Here is a 20,721-nt window from a genome sequence, read left to right as displayed (position 1 = left end):
AATAGCCATTTAATACAAAGAGTTACCTTAAAATTAATAATAAGCACCTCTTTTGTTGCACCAAAATAAACCAAGGTGCGCACCATTGTGATCCACGGTTATTTAATGCTAGATTTTACAATAAAGTAAAACCCCCTAAATCGTTAATAACCTTCTGTTATTCTTTATTATCTATCCAATCTAATTGACCAATTAGCTTTCTACGTTTTACGATCAAATTTTCTATTAACGGAGTAAGAATAAGCTCTAGCGCCAAGGCCATTTTTCCACCAGGGACAACAAATGTATTTATTCTGGACATAAAAGAGCCATCAATCATCTGTAATAAATATGGAAAATCGACGTTTGGAATGTCACGAAAACGAATAACAACAAAACTTTCGTCCAGTGACGGAATATCTTTTGCACTAAAAGGGTTAGACGTGTCAACCGTTGGGACTCGTTGAAAGTTGATGTGTGTACGAGAGAATTGCGGCGTAATATGAGTAATATAATCATCCATACTGCGCACTATGCTGCTCATAACGGCTTCACGGCTATGACCACGTTGATTGGTATCTCGGATGATTTTTTGAATCCATTCCAAGTTAACAATTGGTACCATGCCAATCAGTAAGTCTACATATTGAGCTACGTTATGTTCATCAGTTACTGCGCCACCGTGCAGCCCTTCATAAAACAAACAATCTGTATTAGCTCTTAATTCCTGCCAAGGGGTAAATGTACCAGGCATTTGATTATATGGTACGGCTTCATCAAAAGAATGTAAGTATTTACGCACATTACCAGAGCCATTTTCAGAATAGCTTTTAAACAGCGATTCCAGCGCACCAAAGTCATTTGCTCTAGAACCAAAATAAGAAATATGCTTGCCCTGTTCTTGAGCTTTACGAATTTCCATATCCATTTCAGCGCGTGCATATCTATGGAAACTATCCCCTTCTAATATTGCAGAATCAACATTCAAATTACGGAATATATGTGTAATAGCACTCGTTGTGGTGGTAGTACCGGCTCCAGAAGAACCCGTAACTGCAATAATAGGATGTTTAACTGACATAACTTATTTTCTTATTTTTTAATGACATATTGTTATAAAGCCAATAATGAACAGGTAAAGTATAAGCAAAACCTTGTCCATTAATCTAACCTGACTAATAAAGCGTGTTGTTGTAACTAGTATCGCTAATTTAACTAAAATAAACACTAAATATTAATTAATTCATTAACTAAACTACTTAGCGTTAAATTTTTAAACTTGTATATAATTATGAGTTATTTCGCCATCTACTCTACGCTTTAAATATAGGATCAACAAATGACTGAACTGAATTGGTTAATATACTGCTTAATAATTGCAGCCCTATTACCTTATATTGCAAAAATGCCTTTAGCCAGCGCAATGAAACGTCAAGGTGGGGGTAAACTGTCAGGTTACGACAATGAATTACCTCGTGAGCAGCAAAAAAAGTTAACCGGCTTTGGTGCACGTTGCCTTGCAGCACATGAAAATTCATTTGAAGCACTTATCTTATTTTCAACGTCGGTACTATTAGTTATAGCTACCGGGCATATTGATAGCTTTAGCGTTATATTGTCTATATTATTTGTTGTCTGCCGTATTGCTTATTTAATCTTTTATTGGGTTAACTGGGATAAATTGCGCAGTACCGTATGGTTCATTGGAATAATCTCGAATATCACCATGATGGTCCATTGTTTATAATCAGGAAAATAACATTCATATGTTTAAAACATCTATTTTTTGTCTTTTAGTTGTACTCACCATTTCTTTTAATGTTATTGCGATAGATGAAACTGAATCTATTAGACAGCGCTCTCAAGAAAAACCTAACTTTACCAACATAGCCATTGATTTATCCGGGAAAAAAGGTAATTCAGAAACCGAGAATATAGCCTTGGGCATTTATCACTCTCAACGGTTTGATAAACACTTCGGTTACATAATGGCAACCCGAGAGTATTCCGACAGTAATGGACAAAAAAGTGCAGACAATGCTTTTCTGCATGTAAGGTATAACTATTACTTCTCGCCAAAAAATTCAGTAGAAGTGTATGCGCAAACTAATGTTGATGATTTTCGTTCATTAGAATCGCGAGAATTATTTGGACTGGGCTACCGTTACGAAATGACCCGTCATTCAGCTTATGGTATTGGGCTATTCAACGAGCATGAAAATTATCTAGTTGAAGGTGAGCATCTCACCTTTAATCAAGCTCGTATTAATTTATATTGGGTGCATGCTCAAAAATTAAATAAACATGCAACCTTAACCAACACCTTATATTATCAGCCTAATGTTGAAGAGTTTGGTGACTGGCGTGCATTTAATAAATTCTCGATCAGCTCAAGATTAACTAAGCACCTATCTATGAGTTTTGGTTTACTTGTCGAGCATGACAGTCAGCCTGTTCTTAACGTCGAAGCAACTGACATCAGCTACGAAGCTGGCTTTGAGATAGACTTTTAATTATGCCTTATTTACTAGCTATCACTGTACTGTGGGCATTTTCATTTAGTTTAATTGGTGTTTATTTAGCGGGACAAGTCGACCCTTGGTTTTCGGTTTTTATTCGAATTATATTAGCAACGTTAGTATTTTTACCTTTCATCCGATTTAACAATATAAGCAATCCGCTACGTGTAAAATTAATGGCTATTGGTGCCGTGCAATTAGGCTTAATGTATGTATTTTATTACCATTCATTCCTGTATTTAACCGTACCTGAAGTCTTACTCTTTACCATTGTCACCCCCGTCTACATCACCTTATTAAATGACATACTCGATCGTAGCTTTAACGGTAAGTTTTTTATATCAGCATTGCTTGCGGTTGCCGGCGCACTGGCTATTCGCTTTGAAAATATAACCTCAGACTTTGTTATAGGCTTAGTGTTAGTCCAAGGTGCAAACTTATGTTTTGCTATTGGCCAAGTAACTTACAAACGTTTAATTCACAAAATTGGCGATGTAAAACAACATGAAATATTCGGTTGGTTTTTTATCGGTGCGGCCATTGTCGCAACATCAACTTATGCTTTATTTGGTGATCCAGAAAAACTCCCAACGACAACAACTCAATGGTCAGTTTTAATTTATCTTGGCTTTATCGCCTCTGGCATTGGTTACTTTATCTGGAACAAAGGGGCAACGTTGGTGGATGTTGGCTCATTAGCAGTCATGAACAATCTGTTAGTTCCGACCGGTATTCTGGTGAATGTACTTATTTGGAATAAAGATGCAGATTTACTGCGTCTTTTATTTGGTGCTTGCATCATTGTCTGCGCATTATTAATTAATGCCAAATGGTCCTATAAAAAAATATAGGACGCGGTGTTAATACCAATAAATAAAAGTCAAAAAAAAAGGATGAAGTTTAGCTTCATCCTTTTTTATTTATAAGCGACTAAGTAAAAAACTTAAGCTTTATTAGGGGCTGTTTATCTATTTTGCTCACGCTCAATTGCACGGTAAGCAATATCAGTACGGAACTCAACGCCCGTCCATTTTATTTGATTAACAGCGACATAAGCGGCTTTTTGCGCTTCTGTTACTGTTGTGCCCATCGCTGTAGCGCATAAAACACGGCCACCAGAGGTAACAACATTACCATCAACCAACTTAGTGCCAGCATGGAACGTTTTTGACGACTCAGTCGCTTCTGGAATACCAGTGATGATATCACCTTTGTTGTAACTTGCCGGATATCCACCAGCAGCTAATACAACACCAACAGCAGGTCTTGGGTCAAAGCTGATAGTTGATGTATCTAATGTGCCAGCACAAGCTTCTAAGCAAAGTTGCACAATATCAGACTGTAGACGCAACATAATAGGTTGTGTTTCAGGGTCACCAAAACGACAGTTATATTCGATAACCTTTGGCGTACCATCTGTATCTATCATCAAACCAGCGTACAAGAATCCTTTATAAGAATTCCCTTCGCTAGCCATACCATTTACCGTTGGGTAAATAACTTCATCCATAATACGTTGATGAATTTCAGGTGTTACCACTGGAGCTGGAGAATAAGCTCCCATACCACCAGTATTTGGACCTTCATCATTATTGTAAGCACGTTTATGGTCTTGGCTTGTTGCCATGGCTAATACATTTTTACCATCAACCATTACAATGAAACTTGCTTCTTCACCCGTTAAAAACTCTTCAATAACCACACGAGAACCCGCTTCACCAAAAGCATTACCCGCTAACATATCTTCAATAGCATCAATTGCTTCTTGATTCGTCATAGCAACAATAACGCCTTTACCCGCTGCTAAGCCATCGGCTTTAACAACAATAGGTGCGCCCATTCTTTCAACATAAGCGATAGCTTTGTCGATTTCAGTAAACGTTTGGTAAGAACCTGTTGGAATTTTGTGACGAGCTAAAAAGTCTTTAGTGAATGACTTTGAACCTTCAAGTTGTGCAGCCCCTTTACTTGGACCAAAAATCGTTAATCCTAGAGATTCAAACGTATCAACCACGCCTTCAACTAAAGGCATTTCTGGGCCAACAATTGTTAAGCCTATATTATTATCTTGAGCAAACTTTGCTAAACCATCAATGTCTTCTGCCGCAATATCAACATTTTGTAATTTTGCTTCGTGGGCTGTGCCCGCATTTCCAGGAGCGACAAAAACGGTTTCAACATTAGAACTCTGTGCTGCCTTCCATGCCAATGCATGTTCACGACCGCCACCACCAATAACAAGTACTTTCATGTTTGATCTCACGTATTAATTAAATAAAGGATGGGATGAAATTTGGCGGCGATATTAACACAGCAAACACCTATGGTTAAGTAAGAATGCTTAAATAAGGAAGGTTAAATCAGGGAGGTTAAACAAAAATGATTAACCGCCCAAGTCGTGGAGTATTTACCTAATTAATAAATAACAAGCTCAGGTTCAACACCTTCGAAACCCGTCATAACTTCTCCCACATTAGCGTTTATAAATGTTGGGTCGGCAATCGTATATCTAACGTTATTGATCAAAAATGAACTACCGCTTGTTTTCGATTTTAACGCCACCGCGGTTGCTACATGTCCATCATATTGAAGACCCACTACTTTATTGCCCATTAAGTGAGTAACCAAATATGCAAAAAACACAGACCTGTCTTCACAATCGGCATAAGGGTAATGCAAAGTTTCCCCTGCAAATAAGTAGTTTTCATAATTAAATTGCTGTTGGTCAGTCTGGTATTGCAAACTCGTTTGTACAAAATGTAATAAGAAGTTAGCGGCTTCGAGTTCCGATAAACCAGCAATGTCTTGTTTAAGCTGGCTTAATAAACTGATTTTGGTTTGTTCTGGTAACTCAGCCTGGAAGTAATATTGCATCGACACTTGCGGATAAAAGTTTAAAAAATCAATGTAATTCGAATTATAAGGTGCGGTAACCGAAACTGACTGCTTACCTATCTTAGTTTTTAATACTCTGGTTTTATCGCTTTCACCTTGCAAAGGCGCAACTCGCATATCAATTTTCACCGCTTTTTTGGCTGACGAATATTGTTGTTCGTAGGTATAAACACTACCAATATTTATCGGACGTGTTTTAGCAAAATCAACGAAGTAATATTTTTGCTCATCAAAGGTAAAAAACTTTTGCGCAAAAAGAGTCTGCGCAGTATTAAGTAACAAATATATTTCATTTTTATCAAATGCGACTCTGGCATCAAAACCTTGTTTTACTAAATAGAACCAAGTAAGTAATTGACGTTCGTTTTGAGTTAACCCAGTTTGTGAAATTAAAAATTTATGAGTTAATAAGGCATTACCCCAATCATCTAACTTCAAATCATGACTTGCTTGCTCAATAGCAGCTATAGCAGGTTTATAATCCGAGCTTGCCATTGCTAACCATAATTCAGCAATCACACCACTGCTTAATTTTTTTATGGTCAAGGTAGGCAAAGTAACTTTTGGCATAATCAAGGTTTGCCCTAATAACGATACCTCAATGCTCTTACCCACGATGCTTTTACCTGAAGAGTCTGTATCGTCCGCGACGTAATAAAAAGGCGGCTTCACTTTAGTATCTGGCACCTTATCTTTAGGCAAAGAAACATCTGGTACTTCAGGAATATCTTGTTCAGGCTTAATTTCTGGTAGTTCAATGTCTGGTAAAACTATTTCAACTGGCGTTTCATCAACAACAGGTTCAGGCTGTTTTTCTGGTGTTTGTTGTGGCTTTGGTTGGTTATCTCTTTGCTCACCGGCAATCACGTCAGTTTCTACCCAACGCGTCTTTAAAAACGAGGCAAAGTCTTTATCGTACTTTTCAACAAAGTTCGTGACTTCTTTATTGTGTTTTTTCTTCCACTTTTCAAATTCAGTATTATCGATATTTTTTGCAAAGGACTGCACTATAAATATGAGACTTAAACTCAAAACGCTAACTGCTAATAATTTAGTTTTCATTATCTCTCGCCACAAAATATTTTATTAAAAGTACTTCGACTCTACTGCCTTTATATACTAGATTAGACATTTATATAATGCCTAACCTTAATAAAGTTTCTCAAGTTGAGGCAAAACCACAGAGATCAAAATATGTTAAAAATTCTACTTTCATTAATCCTTGCCTATGCCTTACTACAATATGTTTTCAAGGTTGACTTAAATGGCATGGTCGCGCCTTATTTTGAACCGTTAACTGAGTTGGTTAGCGACAATGAATTTGACCTGGAAGATTTAAGCCAAGATTTATTTAACGGTGACATGTCTAAGCTTCTGGATAAAGTAAGTTTAGAGCAATTACAGGACATGTTAAATCAACAAGATCTTGAGTCATTATTAGAAGATAAAAACTTAACGGCTGAAGACGCTCAAGCTAAAATTGAAGAAATGAAAGAGATGTTGCAAGAGCAACTTGAAGAATTACAGGAACAATAATAAATAGCACAGGCTTATCACAGATATTTTATGTTAAACTGTCCGACTATTTTTTTTTGAACCATAAACTTATATAGTAGTGAGTTATGAAAGGTAATTTATTTGTTGTTTCCTCGCCAAGTGGTGCAGGAAAGTCGAGTCTAATCGGCGCATTGTTAGCTAAACATGACGATATGAAAGTATCAGTTTCCCATACCACTCGTGCACCTAGACCAGGTGAAGTTGATGGCGAGCATTATCATTTTACTGACGTTGATACGTTCAAAAGATTGATCCAAGAAGACGAGTTCTATGAATGGGCTGAGGTTTTTGGTAATTATTACGGCACGTCTAAATCTGCCATTAATGAGCAGCTAGACCAAGGCATAGATGTATTTTTAGATATTGATTGGCAAGGCGCAGTACAAATGCGCGAACTAGTGCCACATATCATTACCTTATTTATTTTGCCGCCATCCAGGCAAGAACTAGAAAGTCGACTTCATAAACGCGGCCAAGATACAAAAGAAGTTATCGCGGCAAGAATGGCTCAAGCGCAAAGTGAAATGACACATCATGAAGAATATGACTTTGTAATGATCAATGACGATTTTGACAAAACATTGAGCGATTTAGAGCGTGTTGTACTCTCGCATCGCTTACAAACTAAAAATCAAAAAAGTAAATTTGCCGACTTAATAAACGAACTGTTGGCGAATTGATTCGCTTAGTGTAATATTACGCCCCTTAAATTTTAATTTATTCAATCTTGTTGTTTCAAACAAACAGCAAGATTTCACCACTTAACGTGGTTTATGTAACTGGAGATAGTAAATGGCTCGCGTAACTGTAGAAGACGCTGTTAGTAAAGTAGGAAATCGTTTCGATTTAATTTTAGTTGCTGCTCGTCGTGCACGTCAGTTAGCTACTCAAGGTAAAGAGCCTTTAGTTGATGCTGGTTTAGATAAGCCAACAGTAACAGCACTTCGTGAAATTGAAGCTGGTTTAATTACGAATGAAGTAATGGACTTGCAAGACAACGAAGCTGAAACAGTTCGTCAGTCTGAAGAAATGGCAGCCGTTGCTGCAATCGTAACAAACGAATAATTCAGTAAAAAATCTTCTAGCCAACGCATCTCTTGCGTTGGCTTTCTTTTTTTAAAAATCGTATAGTCTATTCAATCCCTATTTTCTTCTCATTCTAGTTTGAGTCTCTGTGTATTTATTTGAAGGTTTAAAACAACAAATTTGTAGCTACTTGCCAGAAGAGCAAGTCGCCATAATCCAACGTGCCTATGTAGTTGCTCGTGATGCTCACGACGGCCAAATGCGCTCAAGTGGTGATCCCTACATAACCCATCCTGTCGCTGTAACTGTGTTACTGGCGAACATGCGTCTGGATCATGAAACCTTAGCCGCTGCGTTAATGCATGATGTTATTGAAGACACGCCCGTTACCAAGCAAGACTTGGCCGATGAGTTTGGCGAAACAATTGCCGACTTAGTGGAAGGCGTTTCCAAATTAGATAAACTTAAATTTAAAGATAAAAAAGAATTTAAGGCTGAGAACTTTCGCAAAATGGTCATGGCAATGACTCAAGATATCCGCGTGATATTAATCAAACTTGCCGACCGCACTCATAACATGCGGACATTAGGCGCATTACGCCCAGATAAAAAACGTCGTATCGCCAGAGAAACATTAGAAATATATGCGCCAATCGCCAATCGCCTTGGTATGCATGAATTTAAAAACGAATTAGAAAACTTAGGTTTTCAAGCGCTTTACCCTATGCGTTCACGTGCGTTAGGCAACGCGGTTAAACAAGCTCGTGGTAACCGCAAAGAAATAATACAAAACATTCAATCGGAAATAGAAACCAGATTAGAACAAGTTGGTATTCCTGGTAGCGTTGAAGGCAGAGAAAAACATTTATTTAGTATTTATCGAAAAATGCTTAACAAAGAATTGATGTTCAACGAAGTGATGGACATTTATGCCTTTAGAGTCATTGTTGACGATATAGATACCTGCTATCGCATGATTGGCGTTATGCACAGTTTATATAAGCCAATTGAAACGCGTTTTAAAGATTATATTGCCATTCCAAAAACCAATGGTTATCAGTCGTTGCATACCTCGTTAATTGGTCCTCATGGGATCCCAATTGAAATTCAAATCAGAACCAATGACATGGATCAGCTCGCTGACCGAGGCATTGCCGCACACTGGGCTTATAAAGGCACAGATACAAAAGCGGGCAATTCAGCTAGACAACGTGCTCGTCAATGGATGCAGTCTTTGTTGGAGCTACAACAAAGTGCAGGTTCTTCTTTTGAGTTTATTGAAAACGTAAAAACCGACATGTTCCCTGAAGAAATTTATGTATTTACCCCAGACGGTAAAATACATGAACTGCCTATGGGCGCGACTCCGGTCGATTTTGCTTATACTGTACATACCGATGTTGGTAATACTTGTGTTGGCGCAAAAGTAGACAGAAAACCACATCCATTAAGTAAAGCATTAGACTCAGGTCAAACGGTCGAGATCATTACCTCGCCAAATGTAAAACCAAATGCCAACTGGTTAAACTTTGTTGTTAGTGCCAAAGCTCGTTTGGGTATTAGAAATTATCTTAAACAGCAACGTACCAACGAAGCCGTTTCTTTAGGTAAACGCCTACTAAGCTCAGCTTTAGGTGAAACTAGCATTGACGACATTCCGTTAGAAACCTTAGACAAGGTAATGACGGAACTGAATACTAAAACCTTAGACGATTTGTACCATGAAATTGGTCTAGGTAATTTAATGGGCTTAGCGGTTCGTAATAGATTAGTAAACCGTGGTTTAGAAAACGACAATCAAGATCTTACACCTATTGTAGGTGCTGAAGGTATGTTAGTTACTTACAGTCAATGTTGTTATCCAATATTAGGCGATGAAATTGTTGCCCATATCTCACAAGGTAAAGGATTAAAAATCCATAGGGAAGACTGCCCTAACTGCCGAAATTGGGAAAAAGACACAGCTAAATACTTTAAAGTGAAGTGGGATGAAACCTCAGACAAAGAATATATCGCCTCACTAAAAATTGAGTTAATCAATCACCAAGGCGCATTAGCCAAAGTGACAAATTTAATTGCTAAAACCAACTCCAATGTTGAGCATTTAAACACAGAAGAAAAAGAATCTAATTTATACGTTATCTACGCAGATGTGACGGTAAAAGACCGTATACATTTAGCGCGCGTTATCAAAAAATTGAGAACGCTACCTGATGTTCAACGTATAAGCAGAAAATAATTAAGGAATATTAAAATGACTAGAATTGTAGTTTCAACAGAAAATGCACCAGCAGCAATTGGTACTTATAACCAAGCAATAAAAACAGGCACAACGGTTTATTTGTCAGGTCAAATTCCTTTAATTCCAGAGACGATGGAAATTATATCGGAAGATTTTGCGGAGCAAGCAGAACAAGTATTTAAAAACTTAGCTGCGGTCTGCGAAGCCGCAAATGGCTCATTAGCCAACGCCGTTAAATTAAATATATTCTTAACTGACTTAAGCAACTTTGCCACAGTTAACGAGATTATGGCTAAATACGTTGCTGAACCATATCCTGCTAGAGCTGCCGTACAAGTTTCAGCATTGCCAAAAGGCGTGCAAATTGAAATTGATGGCATATTAGAATTATCAGACGTTTAATAGTCCAATGACTCCTGAACGTTTTAAACGCATAACCAACCTGCTCGACAAACGCCAACCGGATCTAACGGTTTGCATGGAGCAGGTTCATAAAACTCATAATTTATCGGCAATCATTCGAACGGCTGATGCTATTGGCATCCATAACATTCACGCTATTTATTCTACTCAAAGTCGTTGGCTTTCTAACGGACGAGCTTCTGGTAGCCAAAACTGGGTGAAAGTTGTTGAGCAGCCGGATACCGCAACCGCCATTAAGCAATTTAAACAACAAGGCATGCAAGTCTTAGCGACAAACTTGTCTGACCGAGCGGTGGATTTTCGCGAGATTGATTACACCAAACCAACGGCATTAATTGTCGGACAGGAACGCGATGGTATCTCGGATGAAGCATTAGAGCTTGCCGATCACCATATTGTTGTTCCCATGTATGGCATGGTTGAGTCACTTAATGTGAGTGTAGCAAGTGCATTAATTATGTATGAAGCACAGCGCCAACGTTTAGTAGCCGGATTATACGACACACCAAGAGTGAGTGATGAAATACGCCACCAAATGTTATTTGAAGGCGGTCATCCGATATATGCTGAGTTGTGTGTTAGAACCAAAAGTCCTTATCCACCATTGGATGAATTTGGTCAAATCGCGGCAGATAAAAGCTGGTATCAAGAGATTAAAGAAAAATACAACAAGTTACCCGCCGACTCAAAATCAAGACGTGTGGACTTCACTCATATCAATCAACAATTTGAATTAGAACCTAATTCAGTTGCCGAAAGTAATAGTTAAGATAATCACATGGCACTGTCATCGCTTGCTTCCGTTCCTATCACTACCTTAAAAGGTATTGGTGCTAAAGTTGCTGAAAAGTTAGCAAAGATTGACATCCACAATGTCGAAGATGCCCTATTCCACTTACCACTTAGATACGAAGACCGCAGCCGTATATACACAATAAACGACTCGGTCGTCGGCACTCACGTCACCGTTGTAGGCCAAGTACAGTCCAGTCAAATTCAATTTGGTAAACGTCGTTCCATGTTAGTGCGTATCACAGACACCACAGGGTTAATGACATTACGGTTTTTCAATTTTAGTGCAGCGCAAAAAAATCAATTGGAAAGTGGCGTATGGTTACGCTGTTTTGGCGAAATACGCGGTGGTCGTAATGGCCCAGAGATGATCCACCCGGAATACAAAATCGTAGACCCAGAACAACCAATCTCAGTGGAAGAAACCTTAACGCCTGTTTACCCAACGACCGAAGGCATCAAACAAGCCACATTACGTAGCATTACAGAACAAGCGTTAAGTCGTTTAGAAAAATACAATGTCGATGAAATATTACCCGCCGACGCATTACCCAATAATTACACAATTAAACAAGCGCTCAGTATTTGCCACCGCCCGCCGGTAGACACGCCTTATCATTTATTGGAAATGGGGATCCATCCGGCTCAACAAAGATTAGCGCTGGAAGAACTTGTTGCCCATCAAGTTAGCATGTTAGAAAAAAAGCATGTATTCCAGGAAGTCAGCGCCTTGTCGTTTGAACCAAATATAGCGTTAAACAATCAATTTTTAGCGCAACTGCCTTTTACCCCAACCAATGCCCAACAACGTGTTATTGCCGATATCTACAATGATATTAAGCAACCAAGACCTATGCTCAGATTAGTACAAGGGGATGTTGGTTCGGGTAAAACGTTAGTTGCAGCAATGGCAGCATTAGCGGTTATTGGAACCGGTAATCAAGTTGCTTTGATGGCTCCTACAGAAATATTAGCCGAACAGCACGCCAGCAGTTTTAAGCAATGGCTTGAACCTCTTAGCATTGAAGTTGTTTGGTTAGCGGGTAAAACTAAAGCAGCAGAGCGTCGCATCGTGCTTGAAAAAATAGAGTCCGGCTCTGCCAAAATGGTCATAGGCACACATGCTTTATTCCAAGAAAGTGTTCAGTTTTATAATTTGGCTTTAGTTATAATCGATGAACAGCACAGATTTGGTGTACACCAACGGTTAGAACTACGCAATAAAGGCGCAATACATTCAGAACAAGGTAGTTTTTATCCACATCAGTTAGTGATGACAGCAACACCAATTCCAAGAACCTTAGCCATGACAGCGTATGCCGATTTGGACTGCTCAATTATTGATGAGCTACCACCGGGGAGAACTCCGGTCACAACCGTTGCTATTCCAGATACTCGTCGTGAGTCTGTTATTGAACGCGTTAAAGATGTTTGTATTACAACTGGTCAACAAGCGTATTGGGTTTGCACTCTAGTAGAAGAATCTGAAGTTCTACAATGCCAGGCAGCTGAAGACTCAGCGGTAGAATTACAAGCTTTACTGCCAGAGCTAAAAATAGGTTTAGTGCATGGGCGTATGAAAAGTGCCGACAAACAATCGGTGATGGAACAATTTAAAGCTGGCGACATTAATCTGTTAGTGGCAACCACAGTTATTGAAGTGGGCGTCGATGTCCCCAACGCCAGTTTAATGATCATAGAAAACCCTGAACGCTTAGGATTAGCTCAGTTGCATCAGTTACGTGGACGAGTAGGCCGAGGCGCGTCTAAATCGCACTGTGTGCTGTTATATCATGCTCCACTGTCAGACACTGCTCAAAAAAGATTGGCCGTACTGAGAGACTCTAGTGACGGTTTTGTTATTGCTCAAAAAGATTTAGAAATACGTGGCGCGGGCGAAATTATTGGAACCAAGCAAACGGGAATGGCCGACTTTAAAGTCGCTGATTTAAACCGAGATGGCATGCTGATTCCAGTCGCGATGAAACTCGCCACCCACATTCTAAATAACCAGCCAGAACTTGTTGCTAAAATCACTCAGCGTTGGCTAGGTGAGAAACAAATTTATACAAATGCATAATAAATCAGCAGTTAAATTAAATTTTATTGCTGATTCAAGCATATAGTGCTTAACTCTAAACCAGACTAAATATAAAAATATTGTATGAAAAAATTTAACGTTCTAATTGTAGAAGACAGTAAGCCAATCTTAGCGCTGCACAAAAACTTAGTGACCAGAGCTGGGTTCAATCCAATTACGGCTGAAACATTAGAACAAGTAAAATTATTAGAGCCTAGATTTCCTGAATTCTTCTGCGCCATTATAGATTACAGCTTACCTGATGCACCAAACGGAGAAGCAATAGCATATCTCTTAGCTCGGAATGTACCTGGAATAGTTATGACCGGCATGATTGATGATGAAACTCGCAATAATATTTTGCAACTTCCTGTTATTGACTACATCACCAAAGAAAACAAACAAGCCTATCCTTACCTACAACATTTACTTGAAAAGTTACGGGTGAATCATTTAACCAAGATATTGGTTGTTGGTGAGTCTCAAGACACCAGAAATCACCTAAAAGACTTACTTGAGCGCCATAACTATCATGTTATTCAAGCACGTTGTGGTGCAGCAGCAATAGAAGAGTTAGAAAAACATCCTCAAATAAAATTAGTCATCACAGAAAAAGAAATGGCTAATATGGATGGGTTAGAGCTGTGCAATCAAATCCGCAGTAAATATTCCAAAGATGAAATTAGTATTATTGGCCTGTCTGAGGACAATAACCAGTCGCTAACGGCTAAGTTCATTAAAAATGGCGCTAATGACTTTTTAACCACTCCATTTTGCCTAGAAGAGTTTTATTGCAGAGTCTTACAAAATATCGAATACATTGAAAATATTGCCATCATACAAAGACAAGCAAACACAGATTATTTAACTGGCTTATTTAATCGTCGTTACTTCTTTGAACAAGTATCACCAATTATAAAAAGACGATATATAGATGGCATAAACTCTACATTAGCCATGATAGACATAGACTACTTTAAATCGGTCAACGACACCTATGGCCATGATGCTGGCGATGTTGTATTAAAATCGATAGCTAAGTTAATGCAGCGTCACTTCTCACCAAATTATTTAGCGGCTAGAGTCGGCGGCGAAGAATTCTGTATCTTTTTAGATACCACAAGTAGAAATCAGGCAATTATGTTGCTGGATGATTTTAGAAAAGATATCGAAAACATGTTAGTTGATATCGGCATAGGTTCTGGCAAAAACACCATTACCTGTACTATAAGTATTGGTATTACGCATGGTTGTGACAGTTCATTTGATGAGATTATGATCAAAGCCGATGAATTATTGTATGACGCTAAAGACAGTGGCCGCAATATGGTTATTGCCGATTAGCTTAACTGTGCAGCCTACTTACCTCTCAATAAACTGCCTCTTGATAAACTGACACAAAAAAAGGAAGTTAATAACTTCCTTTTTTTATGGATTAGCGACTAGAGACTAGAAGCGGTTTAAATTAAGTCACAGCAATGGTGATTAATCTATTACATCTTCTACTTTGTCTTTTAACTCATCAAATAAGTCTACCGCACCATCTTGTACATCTTCTAACACGCTAGTTTGTTCAACAATAATACCGTTAATATTCATACCAACAAACGTGCCTTCTGCACCAATCGCAATAATTAATAAAACGATAATTATTCCACGAGTGATAACCGTCATTAACAGGCTTATTAATAACCAGGCAATAACAACCAACGCAATAATATGAAAGTAGGTTATGTTTTCACTTGGAATTGCCGTCACTTGCTCCATAAAATTGGAGTCATCTAAAAGCTTAGCCAAATAACCAGACAGAAATAACGCAGCAACACCTGCGGCATACGTGATTAATTTTAAAATTCCCATAACATTTCCTTTTTGTACCTTTGCTTTTGCCAAAGGTTAGTTGATCAGTGACTCAAATTATTAGATGAAGTCCTGAGTCGCTTTTAATTTTGCCGCTAGGTTACTTTGTTAACACTAGACTTCAAGGTTAAAGGTAACCGGCCCATCATTTAATAAACTCACTTGCATGTCTGCGCCAAACTGACCCGTTTGAGTTGGAATGCCTGCGTCCTTACATTGCATAACAAAGTAGTCATATAACTCCTCACCTAATGCAGGAGGCGCGCCACGAGAAAAGCCAGGACGTGTGCCTTTTTTAGTATCTGCAACCAAAGTAAATTGCGATACAACCAGCAATTCACCTTCAATCTGCTTTAAGCTTAAATTCATACGGCCATCCTCATCAGAGAATATTCGATAATTACTAATCCGCTGAACTAACCTGTCTGCTTTGGTTTTGTCATCATCTTTAGCTACCCCGAGCAACACCAAAAGTCCCTGATTTATTTTACCTATGGTTTTACCATCGACATCGACCTGTGCCGACTTTACTCTTTGGATCAAAGCTATCATTTAAACTAATTTCTCCTGCTGTATATAACGAGCCATTTCATCACTGGCTTTTACCAGCCCGTCAACAATGCCAACTTCTGTGCAGCTGTGCCCTGCTGCAGGTACTATTTCTAGCACACTATTTATCCATGCTCGGCTGAGTTCATACGCACCTTCTGGTTTGCACACACTGTCGTATCGACCATGAATAATATAACCAGGGATTTCACTAATGTTGGCAATTTCGCTGAGGATCTCATGCTCGTAAATAAAGCAGTTATTGGTAAAATAATGCGTGGCTAATAATGAACTTGCGACCAATTCCTTATTACTTTCTGCAACCGCATTGGTTTGCGGTTTTAATTTGCAAATACGGCTTTCCCAATTGGAAAATTGCTTTGCCGCAGACATTTGCACTAAGTCGTTGTCTCCGGTTAATTGCTCATAAAAGCCCGCCAATAACTCAGCTACCGAGTCTGGATTTTGACCACGGATAAAATCCGCGTGATACTCTGGAAATATCTGACTTGCGCCTACTTTCTCGGCGTATAACCAATCTAAGTCTTGTTGTCGGCCTAAGAACACACCACGTAAAATTAAGCCAAGCACTCGGCTAGAAAACTCAATCGCATACAATAACGCAACCGTTGTTCCCCAACTGCCACCGGCCACAACCCAATTTTTTATAGTTAAATGTTGGCGAATTGCTTCCATATCTTGAATTAAATCTGAGGTGGTATTGTTCCAAATAGCATTAATGTCTGAGGCACAATGCGGCGTTGACAACCCGCAACCGCGTTGATCAAACAATATAATTCGGTAATGTTCAGGATTATAAAAACGTCGGTAAACCGGATCGGAGCCTCCGCCTGGCCCGCCATGACAATACACCACAGGAATACCATTAGGATTGCCACTTTCTTCAACATAAATGACATGACCGTCGGATACTTCAACCATATAACTTTGATTGATTTTAATCTCAGGAAATAAAGGGCGCATAAACAAACAATCCTAATAAAGACGAAAGAGTGTTTATAGTATGGCGGCAACAGGAAAGTGTGAAGTACTAATTACCACAAATGATAAACAAAAATTAGGCACAAAAAAGCCGCTGTATTTATACCGCGGCTATTTAATAATATTTTTAACACAAGCTGTAAAAGTTAAACGCCGTAAGTCTCACGGTATAGTTCTACTTTTGGTAAATATTCAGCGTAATCTTGATTCTGTTTTAAGTAAGTGATCAAGTCAGTTAAGGTCACAATTGAAATCACTTTAGTATTAAAGTCACGTTCAACTTCTTGAATCGCAGACAATTCAGCTTTGCCTTTTTCTTGGCGGTCCAATGCGATTAACACACCAGATAAGTCAGCACCGTGCTCAGCAATGATTTCCATTGATTCACGAATTGCCGTACCTGCAGTGATCACGTCGTCAACCAACATGATTTTGCCTTTAAGCTCAGCACCAACCAAACTACCACCTTCACCGTGCGTTTTTTTCTCTTTACGGTTAAAACAATATGGCGTGTCCACATCATGATGATCCGCAAGCGCAACTGCAGTGGTGGTCGCAATTGGAATGCCTTTGTAGGCCGGACCAAACAACACGTCAAATTCAATATTAGAGTCAACCAAAGCCGCCGCATAAAAACGACCTAAACGCGCTAAGTCACGACCAGTATTAAACAAACCAGCATTAAAAAAATATGGACTAGTACGGCCTGATTTCAGGGTAAACTCACCAAACTTTAATACTTGTTTCTCTAACGCGAATTCAATAAATTCAATTTGATAATCTTTCATAAGTTCCTCAAGTTTCGAGTTACGAGGCACGAGTTGCGAGAGTTAGCTTTTGCTCGATACTCGCAGCTCGGCTCTCGTTACTCGTAGCTGTTTTAAGCTAACGCTTTTTTCTGTTCGTCCACTAATTCATTAATGGCACTTTTAGCTAAACCTAACATTTCTTGCATTTCGTCAAAGCTAAACGGTTCTTCTTCTGCTGTACCTTGGACTTCAATTAAACGTCCGTCTTCGGTCATCACAACATTCATATCCGTTTCAGCTTCTGAGTCTTCAACGTATTCTAAATCAGCAATAGGCGTGCCTTTATAAACACCAACTGAAATAGCCGCGACTAAATATTTAAGCGGATTGGCTTTAATCATGTTCTTTTTCAACATGTAATTAATCGCGTCGACCAAAGCAACACAAGCACCGGTAATTGACGCAGTACGAGTTCCGCCATCAGCTTGAATAACATCACAATCGATAGTGATTGTATTCTCGCCAAGTATTTTCAAATCAACCGCGGCACGTAAAGAACGAGCGATTAAACGTTGAATTTCCATAGTACGGCCAGTTTGCTTACCACGAGTGGCTTCACGATTGTTACGAGTGTGCGTTGAGCGCGGTAACATGCCATATTCAGCGTTAACCCACCCTTTGCCCTTGCCTTTCATAAAGCGAGGTACACCGCTTTCTACAGTGGCATTACAAAGAACTTTAGTTTCACCAATTTCAATTAATACTGAACCCTCTGCGTGCGCGGTAAAATTACGAGTAATAGTAACCGGACGAATTTGAGATGTGGTTCTGCCACTTGGACGCATATAGACCTCTATATTTTAATCATACAAAATGCCAAGTCGGTTAATTAAGACTTAACAAAATAATTCTAATGCATTATAGAAAATTCAATCTTCTGCTGCATTGATAATTTACGTTTAACTTACAAAAAAGGTGCAAATTAATGCACCTTTTTCATTTTAACTTTTTTCTAGCTTAGTCACGTTTTGGACCGCGAGATGCGCCATCACGTTGTCCACGATGGCCTTCACCACCACGAGCACGACTTGCACCGCCATCACGACGAGGACGACCTGCTCCACCATCACGACGACCGCCACGTTCTTCACGAGCACCAACACCTTCGCCACCACGTGGATCTACTTTCAGATCTAACGGTTGGTTACGAATACGTGTTTGTTTTAACTGTTGTTGTACTTCAGCAGGCATATCAGCTGGTAATTCAACAACTGAGAAGTTAGGCATAAGTTTAATGTTACCAATGAACTTAGAGCTTAAGTTTGCTTCATTTGCAATTGCACCAACGATATCTCTTGGTGTTGCACCGTGTTCACGGCCAACTTCAATACGGTACGCTTGCATTTTAACGCCAGGATCTCTTTCTGTACGAGGACCACGTTCACTACGCTCGCCACGATCTCTATCACGACCGCCTCGTTCGCGTCCGCCTCTTTCGCCACGATCTCTGTCACGTCCGCCGCGATCACCACCACGGTCGTCTGCATTATTGTTACCAGGCATACTACGACCAGTAACTTGCAAAGGCGCTTCTTGTTGAGCTAAGTACGCTAACGCACCAGCAACTTCAGAAACTTCCATTTCGTGTTCAGCAGCAAAATCAGCAGCTAACTTGTTAAAGAAGTCTAAGTCTTGAGAACCTAAAGCATCTGTCATTTTTTCTTTAAAGCCAGCAACACGTAATTGTGTAACTTCTTCGTTTGAAGGTGCTTCGTAAGGTAAAATTGTTTGCTTAGTTTCACGTTCAATCGTTTTTAATAAACGGCGCTCACGTGGAGATGCAAACAAGATTGCATTACCTTTACGTCCAGCACGGCCAGTACGACCAACACGGTGAACATAAGACTCAACGTCGTATGGTAAATCGTAGTTGATAACGTAAGTTACACGTTCAACGTCGATACCACGAGCAGCAACGTCTGTTGCAATGATGATATCTAAACGACCAGATTTCAGAGACTCGATACACTGTTCACGATGAGATTGGTTCATATCACCATTAAGTGCAGCAGCTGCGTATCCGCGTGCTGATAATTTATCAGCAAGCTCACCAGTACTTTGACGAGTTTTAACAAAGATGATCATGCCTTCAAATTGGATAAGCTCCAATATGCGCGTTAATACATCTAGTTTTTGGTTGTTATTAACAATCCAATACTGTTGAGTGATGTTTGAGTGGCTAGCCGTTTTAGGCTTGATACGAACTTCTTTAGGATTCTTTAAGTAGTTTTTAGTTACTTTTAAAATTTGCGCCGGCATAGTTGCAGAGAACAAAGCAATCTGTGTGTTTTTAGCAACGCTTTCCATGATCCATTCAACATCGTCGATGAAACCCATACGTAACATTTCATCAGCTTCATCCAAAATAACCATTTTTAGGTTAGAAAGGTCTAAAGTTTCACGACGCATGTGGTCCATTACACGACCAGGTGTACCAACAACAACATGTACACCACGTTTTAAAGAACGTAATTGTGTACGGAAGTCTTGACCACCATAAATTGGTAATACGTGGAAACCTTTAAGTTTCTCAGCGTAAGTTGTAAACGCTTCAGCAACCTGAATCGCTAATTCACGAGTTGGTGTTAACACCAAAACTTGTGGAGAATTAATTTTTGCATCTAATTTACATAAAGCTGGTAATGCAAACGCGGCTGTTTTACCAGTACCTGTTTGTGCAATACCTAAAACGTCATCGCCGTTTAAAATATGTGGAATACATTCTGCTTGAATAGGTGATGGTGTTTCATAACCTACGCTTGTAACCGCGTCTAATACTGCAGGGCTTAATCCTAAGTCTGCGAATTTAAGTTGAGCAACTTCAGCTGCTTCAGGTTGGGGTTCTACTACATTTTCTGTCATTATTTTTACTCACATCTACCCCAACTTCACGCGTAAATCCGTTATCACTCACATGCGCGTTACCTTACGTAACTATCCGAGCTTAGCCTGTCTATGGGGGAATCAAAAGGGCGCGCATTCTACACT

At 39.3% G+C, this 20,721-nt stretch carries 20 protein-coding genes; 11 read left to right on the top strand and 9 right to left on the bottom strand.

From position 1 onward, the window contains the following. Positions 1-157: 157 nt before the first annotated feature. Positions 158-1,060 carry a phosphoribulokinase gene (locus tag BTO11_RS05450; protein WP_105051647.1) on the bottom strand — a complete coding sequence of 301 codons (903 nt, stop codon included), beginning with the start codon at positions 1,058-1,060 and terminating at the stop codon, positions 158-160. 258 nt (positions 1,061-1,318) lie between these two features. Between BTO11_RS05450 and BTO11_RS05445 the strand changes: the two genes are divergently transcribed. Genes BTO11_RS05445 through BTO11_RS05435 form a run of 3 tightly spaced genes read left to right on the top strand, consistent with a single transcriptional unit; the run spans position 1,319 to position 3,349 of the window. Continuing rightward, a complete protein-coding gene (locus BTO11_RS05445; protein ID WP_229793347.1) occupies positions 1,319-1,726 on the top strand; it encodes an MAPEG family protein in 408 nt (135 codons plus the stop codon). Between the two features lie 19 nt (positions 1,727-1,745). Further along, complete coding sequence (locus tag BTO11_RS05440; protein ID WP_105051646.1) at positions 1,746-2,492, top strand: DUF481 domain-containing protein; 747 nt, start codon at positions 1,746-1,748, stop codon at positions 2,490-2,492. A gap of 2 nt (positions 2,493-2,494) precedes the next feature. Next, positions 2,495-3,349, top strand: coding sequence for a carboxylate/amino acid/amine transporter (locus BTO11_RS05435; RefSeq protein ID WP_105051645.1), 855 nt, complete (start codon positions 2,495-2,497; stop codon positions 3,347-3,349). A gap of 113 nt (positions 3,350-3,462) precedes the next feature. Here BTO11_RS05435 and purD read toward each other — a convergent pair whose 3' ends face one another. Beyond that, on the bottom strand, positions 3,463-4,749 hold the full coding sequence (purD, locus tag BTO11_RS05430) for a phosphoribosylamine--glycine ligase (RefSeq protein WP_105051644.1): 1,287 nt from the start codon (positions 4,747-4,749) through the stop codon (positions 3,463-3,465). Positions 4,750-4,913: 164 nt separating this feature from the next. Then, the gene (locus BTO11_RS05425) at positions 4,914-6,455 is read right to left on the bottom strand and encodes a hypothetical protein (RefSeq protein WP_105051643.1); all 1,542 of its coding nucleotides are present in this window, start codon (positions 6,453-6,455) and stop codon (positions 4,914-4,916) included. 132 nt (positions 6,456-6,587) lie between these two features. Between BTO11_RS05425 and BTO11_RS05420 the strand changes: the two genes are divergently transcribed. From BTO11_RS05420 to BTO11_RS05385, 8 genes are all read left to right on the top strand, one after another. Beyond that, positions 6,588-6,929: a hypothetical protein gene (locus tag BTO11_RS05420; RefSeq protein WP_105051642.1), complete on the top strand. Its 342-nt coding sequence runs from the start codon at positions 6,588-6,590 to the stop codon at positions 6,927-6,929. Positions 6,930-7,015: 86 nt separating this feature from the next. Then, positions 7,016-7,630: a guanylate kinase gene (gmk, locus tag BTO11_RS05415; RefSeq protein WP_105051641.1), complete on the top strand. Its 615-nt coding sequence runs from the start codon at positions 7,016-7,018 to the stop codon at positions 7,628-7,630. A 112-nt stretch (positions 7,631-7,742) separates the two neighbouring features. Next, on the top strand, positions 7,743-8,015 hold the full coding sequence (rpoZ, locus tag BTO11_RS05410) for a DNA-directed RNA polymerase subunit omega (protein WP_105051640.1): 273 nt from the start codon (positions 7,743-7,745) through the stop codon (positions 8,013-8,015). Positions 8,016-8,124: 109 nt separating this feature from the next. Then, a complete protein-coding gene (gene spoT, locus BTO11_RS05405) occupies positions 8,125-10,215 on the top strand; it encodes a bifunctional GTP diphosphokinase/guanosine-3',5'-bis pyrophosphate 3'-pyrophosphohydrolase (RefSeq protein WP_105051639.1) in 2,091 nt (696 codons plus the stop codon). A 15-nt stretch (positions 10,216-10,230) separates the two neighbouring features. Then, a complete protein-coding gene (locus BTO11_RS05400; RefSeq protein WP_105051638.1) occupies positions 10,231-10,620 on the top strand; it encodes a RidA family protein in 390 nt (129 codons plus the stop codon). Between the two features lie 7 nt (positions 10,621-10,627). Then, positions 10,628-11,410 (top strand): tRNA (guanosine(18)-2'-O)-methyltransferase TrmH, encoded by a 783-nt coding sequence (trmH, locus tag BTO11_RS05395; protein WP_105051637.1) that lies wholly within the window; start codon positions 10,628-10,630, stop codon positions 11,408-11,410. 9 nt (positions 11,411-11,419) lie between these two features. Next, positions 11,420-13,513, top strand: a complete 2,094-nt coding sequence (gene recG / locus BTO11_RS05390; protein ID WP_105051636.1) for an ATP-dependent DNA helicase RecG — start codon at positions 11,420-11,422, stop codon at positions 13,511-13,513. 84 nt (positions 13,514-13,597) lie between these two features. After that, a complete protein-coding gene (locus BTO11_RS05385; RefSeq protein WP_105051635.1) occupies positions 13,598-14,857 on the top strand; it encodes a diguanylate cyclase in 1,260 nt (419 codons plus the stop codon). Between the two features lie 141 nt (positions 14,858-14,998). Here BTO11_RS05385 and BTO11_RS05380 read toward each other — a convergent pair whose 3' ends face one another. The 6 genes from BTO11_RS05380 to BTO11_RS05355 all read right to left on the bottom strand — a co-directional run bounded on the left by BTO11_RS05380 (position 14,999) and on the right by BTO11_RS05355 (position 20,595). Next, complete coding sequence (locus BTO11_RS05380; protein ID WP_105051634.1) at positions 14,999-15,373, bottom strand: hypothetical protein; 375 nt, start codon at positions 15,371-15,373, stop codon at positions 14,999-15,001. Positions 15,374-15,487: 114 nt separating this feature from the next. After that, the gene (gene dtd, locus BTO11_RS05375; protein WP_105051633.1) at positions 15,488-15,925 is read right to left on the bottom strand and encodes a D-aminoacyl-tRNA deacylase; all 438 of its coding nucleotides are present in this window, start codon (positions 15,923-15,925) and stop codon (positions 15,488-15,490) included. Beyond that, positions 15,926-16,906, bottom strand: a complete 981-nt coding sequence (gene pip, locus BTO11_RS05370) for a prolyl aminopeptidase (protein WP_105051632.1) — start codon at positions 16,904-16,906, stop codon at positions 15,926-15,928. Positions 16,907-17,070: 164 nt separating this feature from the next. Next, positions 17,071-17,712, bottom strand: coding sequence for an orotate phosphoribosyltransferase (pyrE, locus tag BTO11_RS05365; RefSeq protein ID WP_105051631.1), 642 nt, complete (start codon positions 17,710-17,712; stop codon positions 17,071-17,073). A gap of 92 nt (positions 17,713-17,804) precedes the next feature. Further along, positions 17,805-18,518: a ribonuclease PH gene (gene rph / locus BTO11_RS05360; protein WP_105051630.1), complete on the bottom strand. Its 714-nt coding sequence runs from the start codon at positions 18,516-18,518 to the stop codon at positions 17,805-17,807. 172 nt (positions 18,519-18,690) lie between these two features. Further along, the gene (locus BTO11_RS05355; RefSeq protein ID WP_105051629.1) at positions 18,691-20,595 is read right to left on the bottom strand and encodes a DEAD/DEAH box helicase; all 1,905 of its coding nucleotides are present in this window, start codon (positions 20,593-20,595) and stop codon (positions 18,691-18,693) included. Between the last annotated feature and the right edge of the window lie 126 nt (positions 20,596-20,721).

Origin of the sequence: Psychrosphaera saromensis (assembly GCF_002954545.1) — a bacterium.
Lineage (GTDB): Bacteria > Pseudomonadota > Gammaproteobacteria > Enterobacterales > Alteromonadaceae > Psychrosphaera > Psychrosphaera saromensis.
The sequence above is the reverse complement of the archived record's forward strand: the minus strand, read 5'-3'. Positions and strand labels throughout refer to the sequence as shown.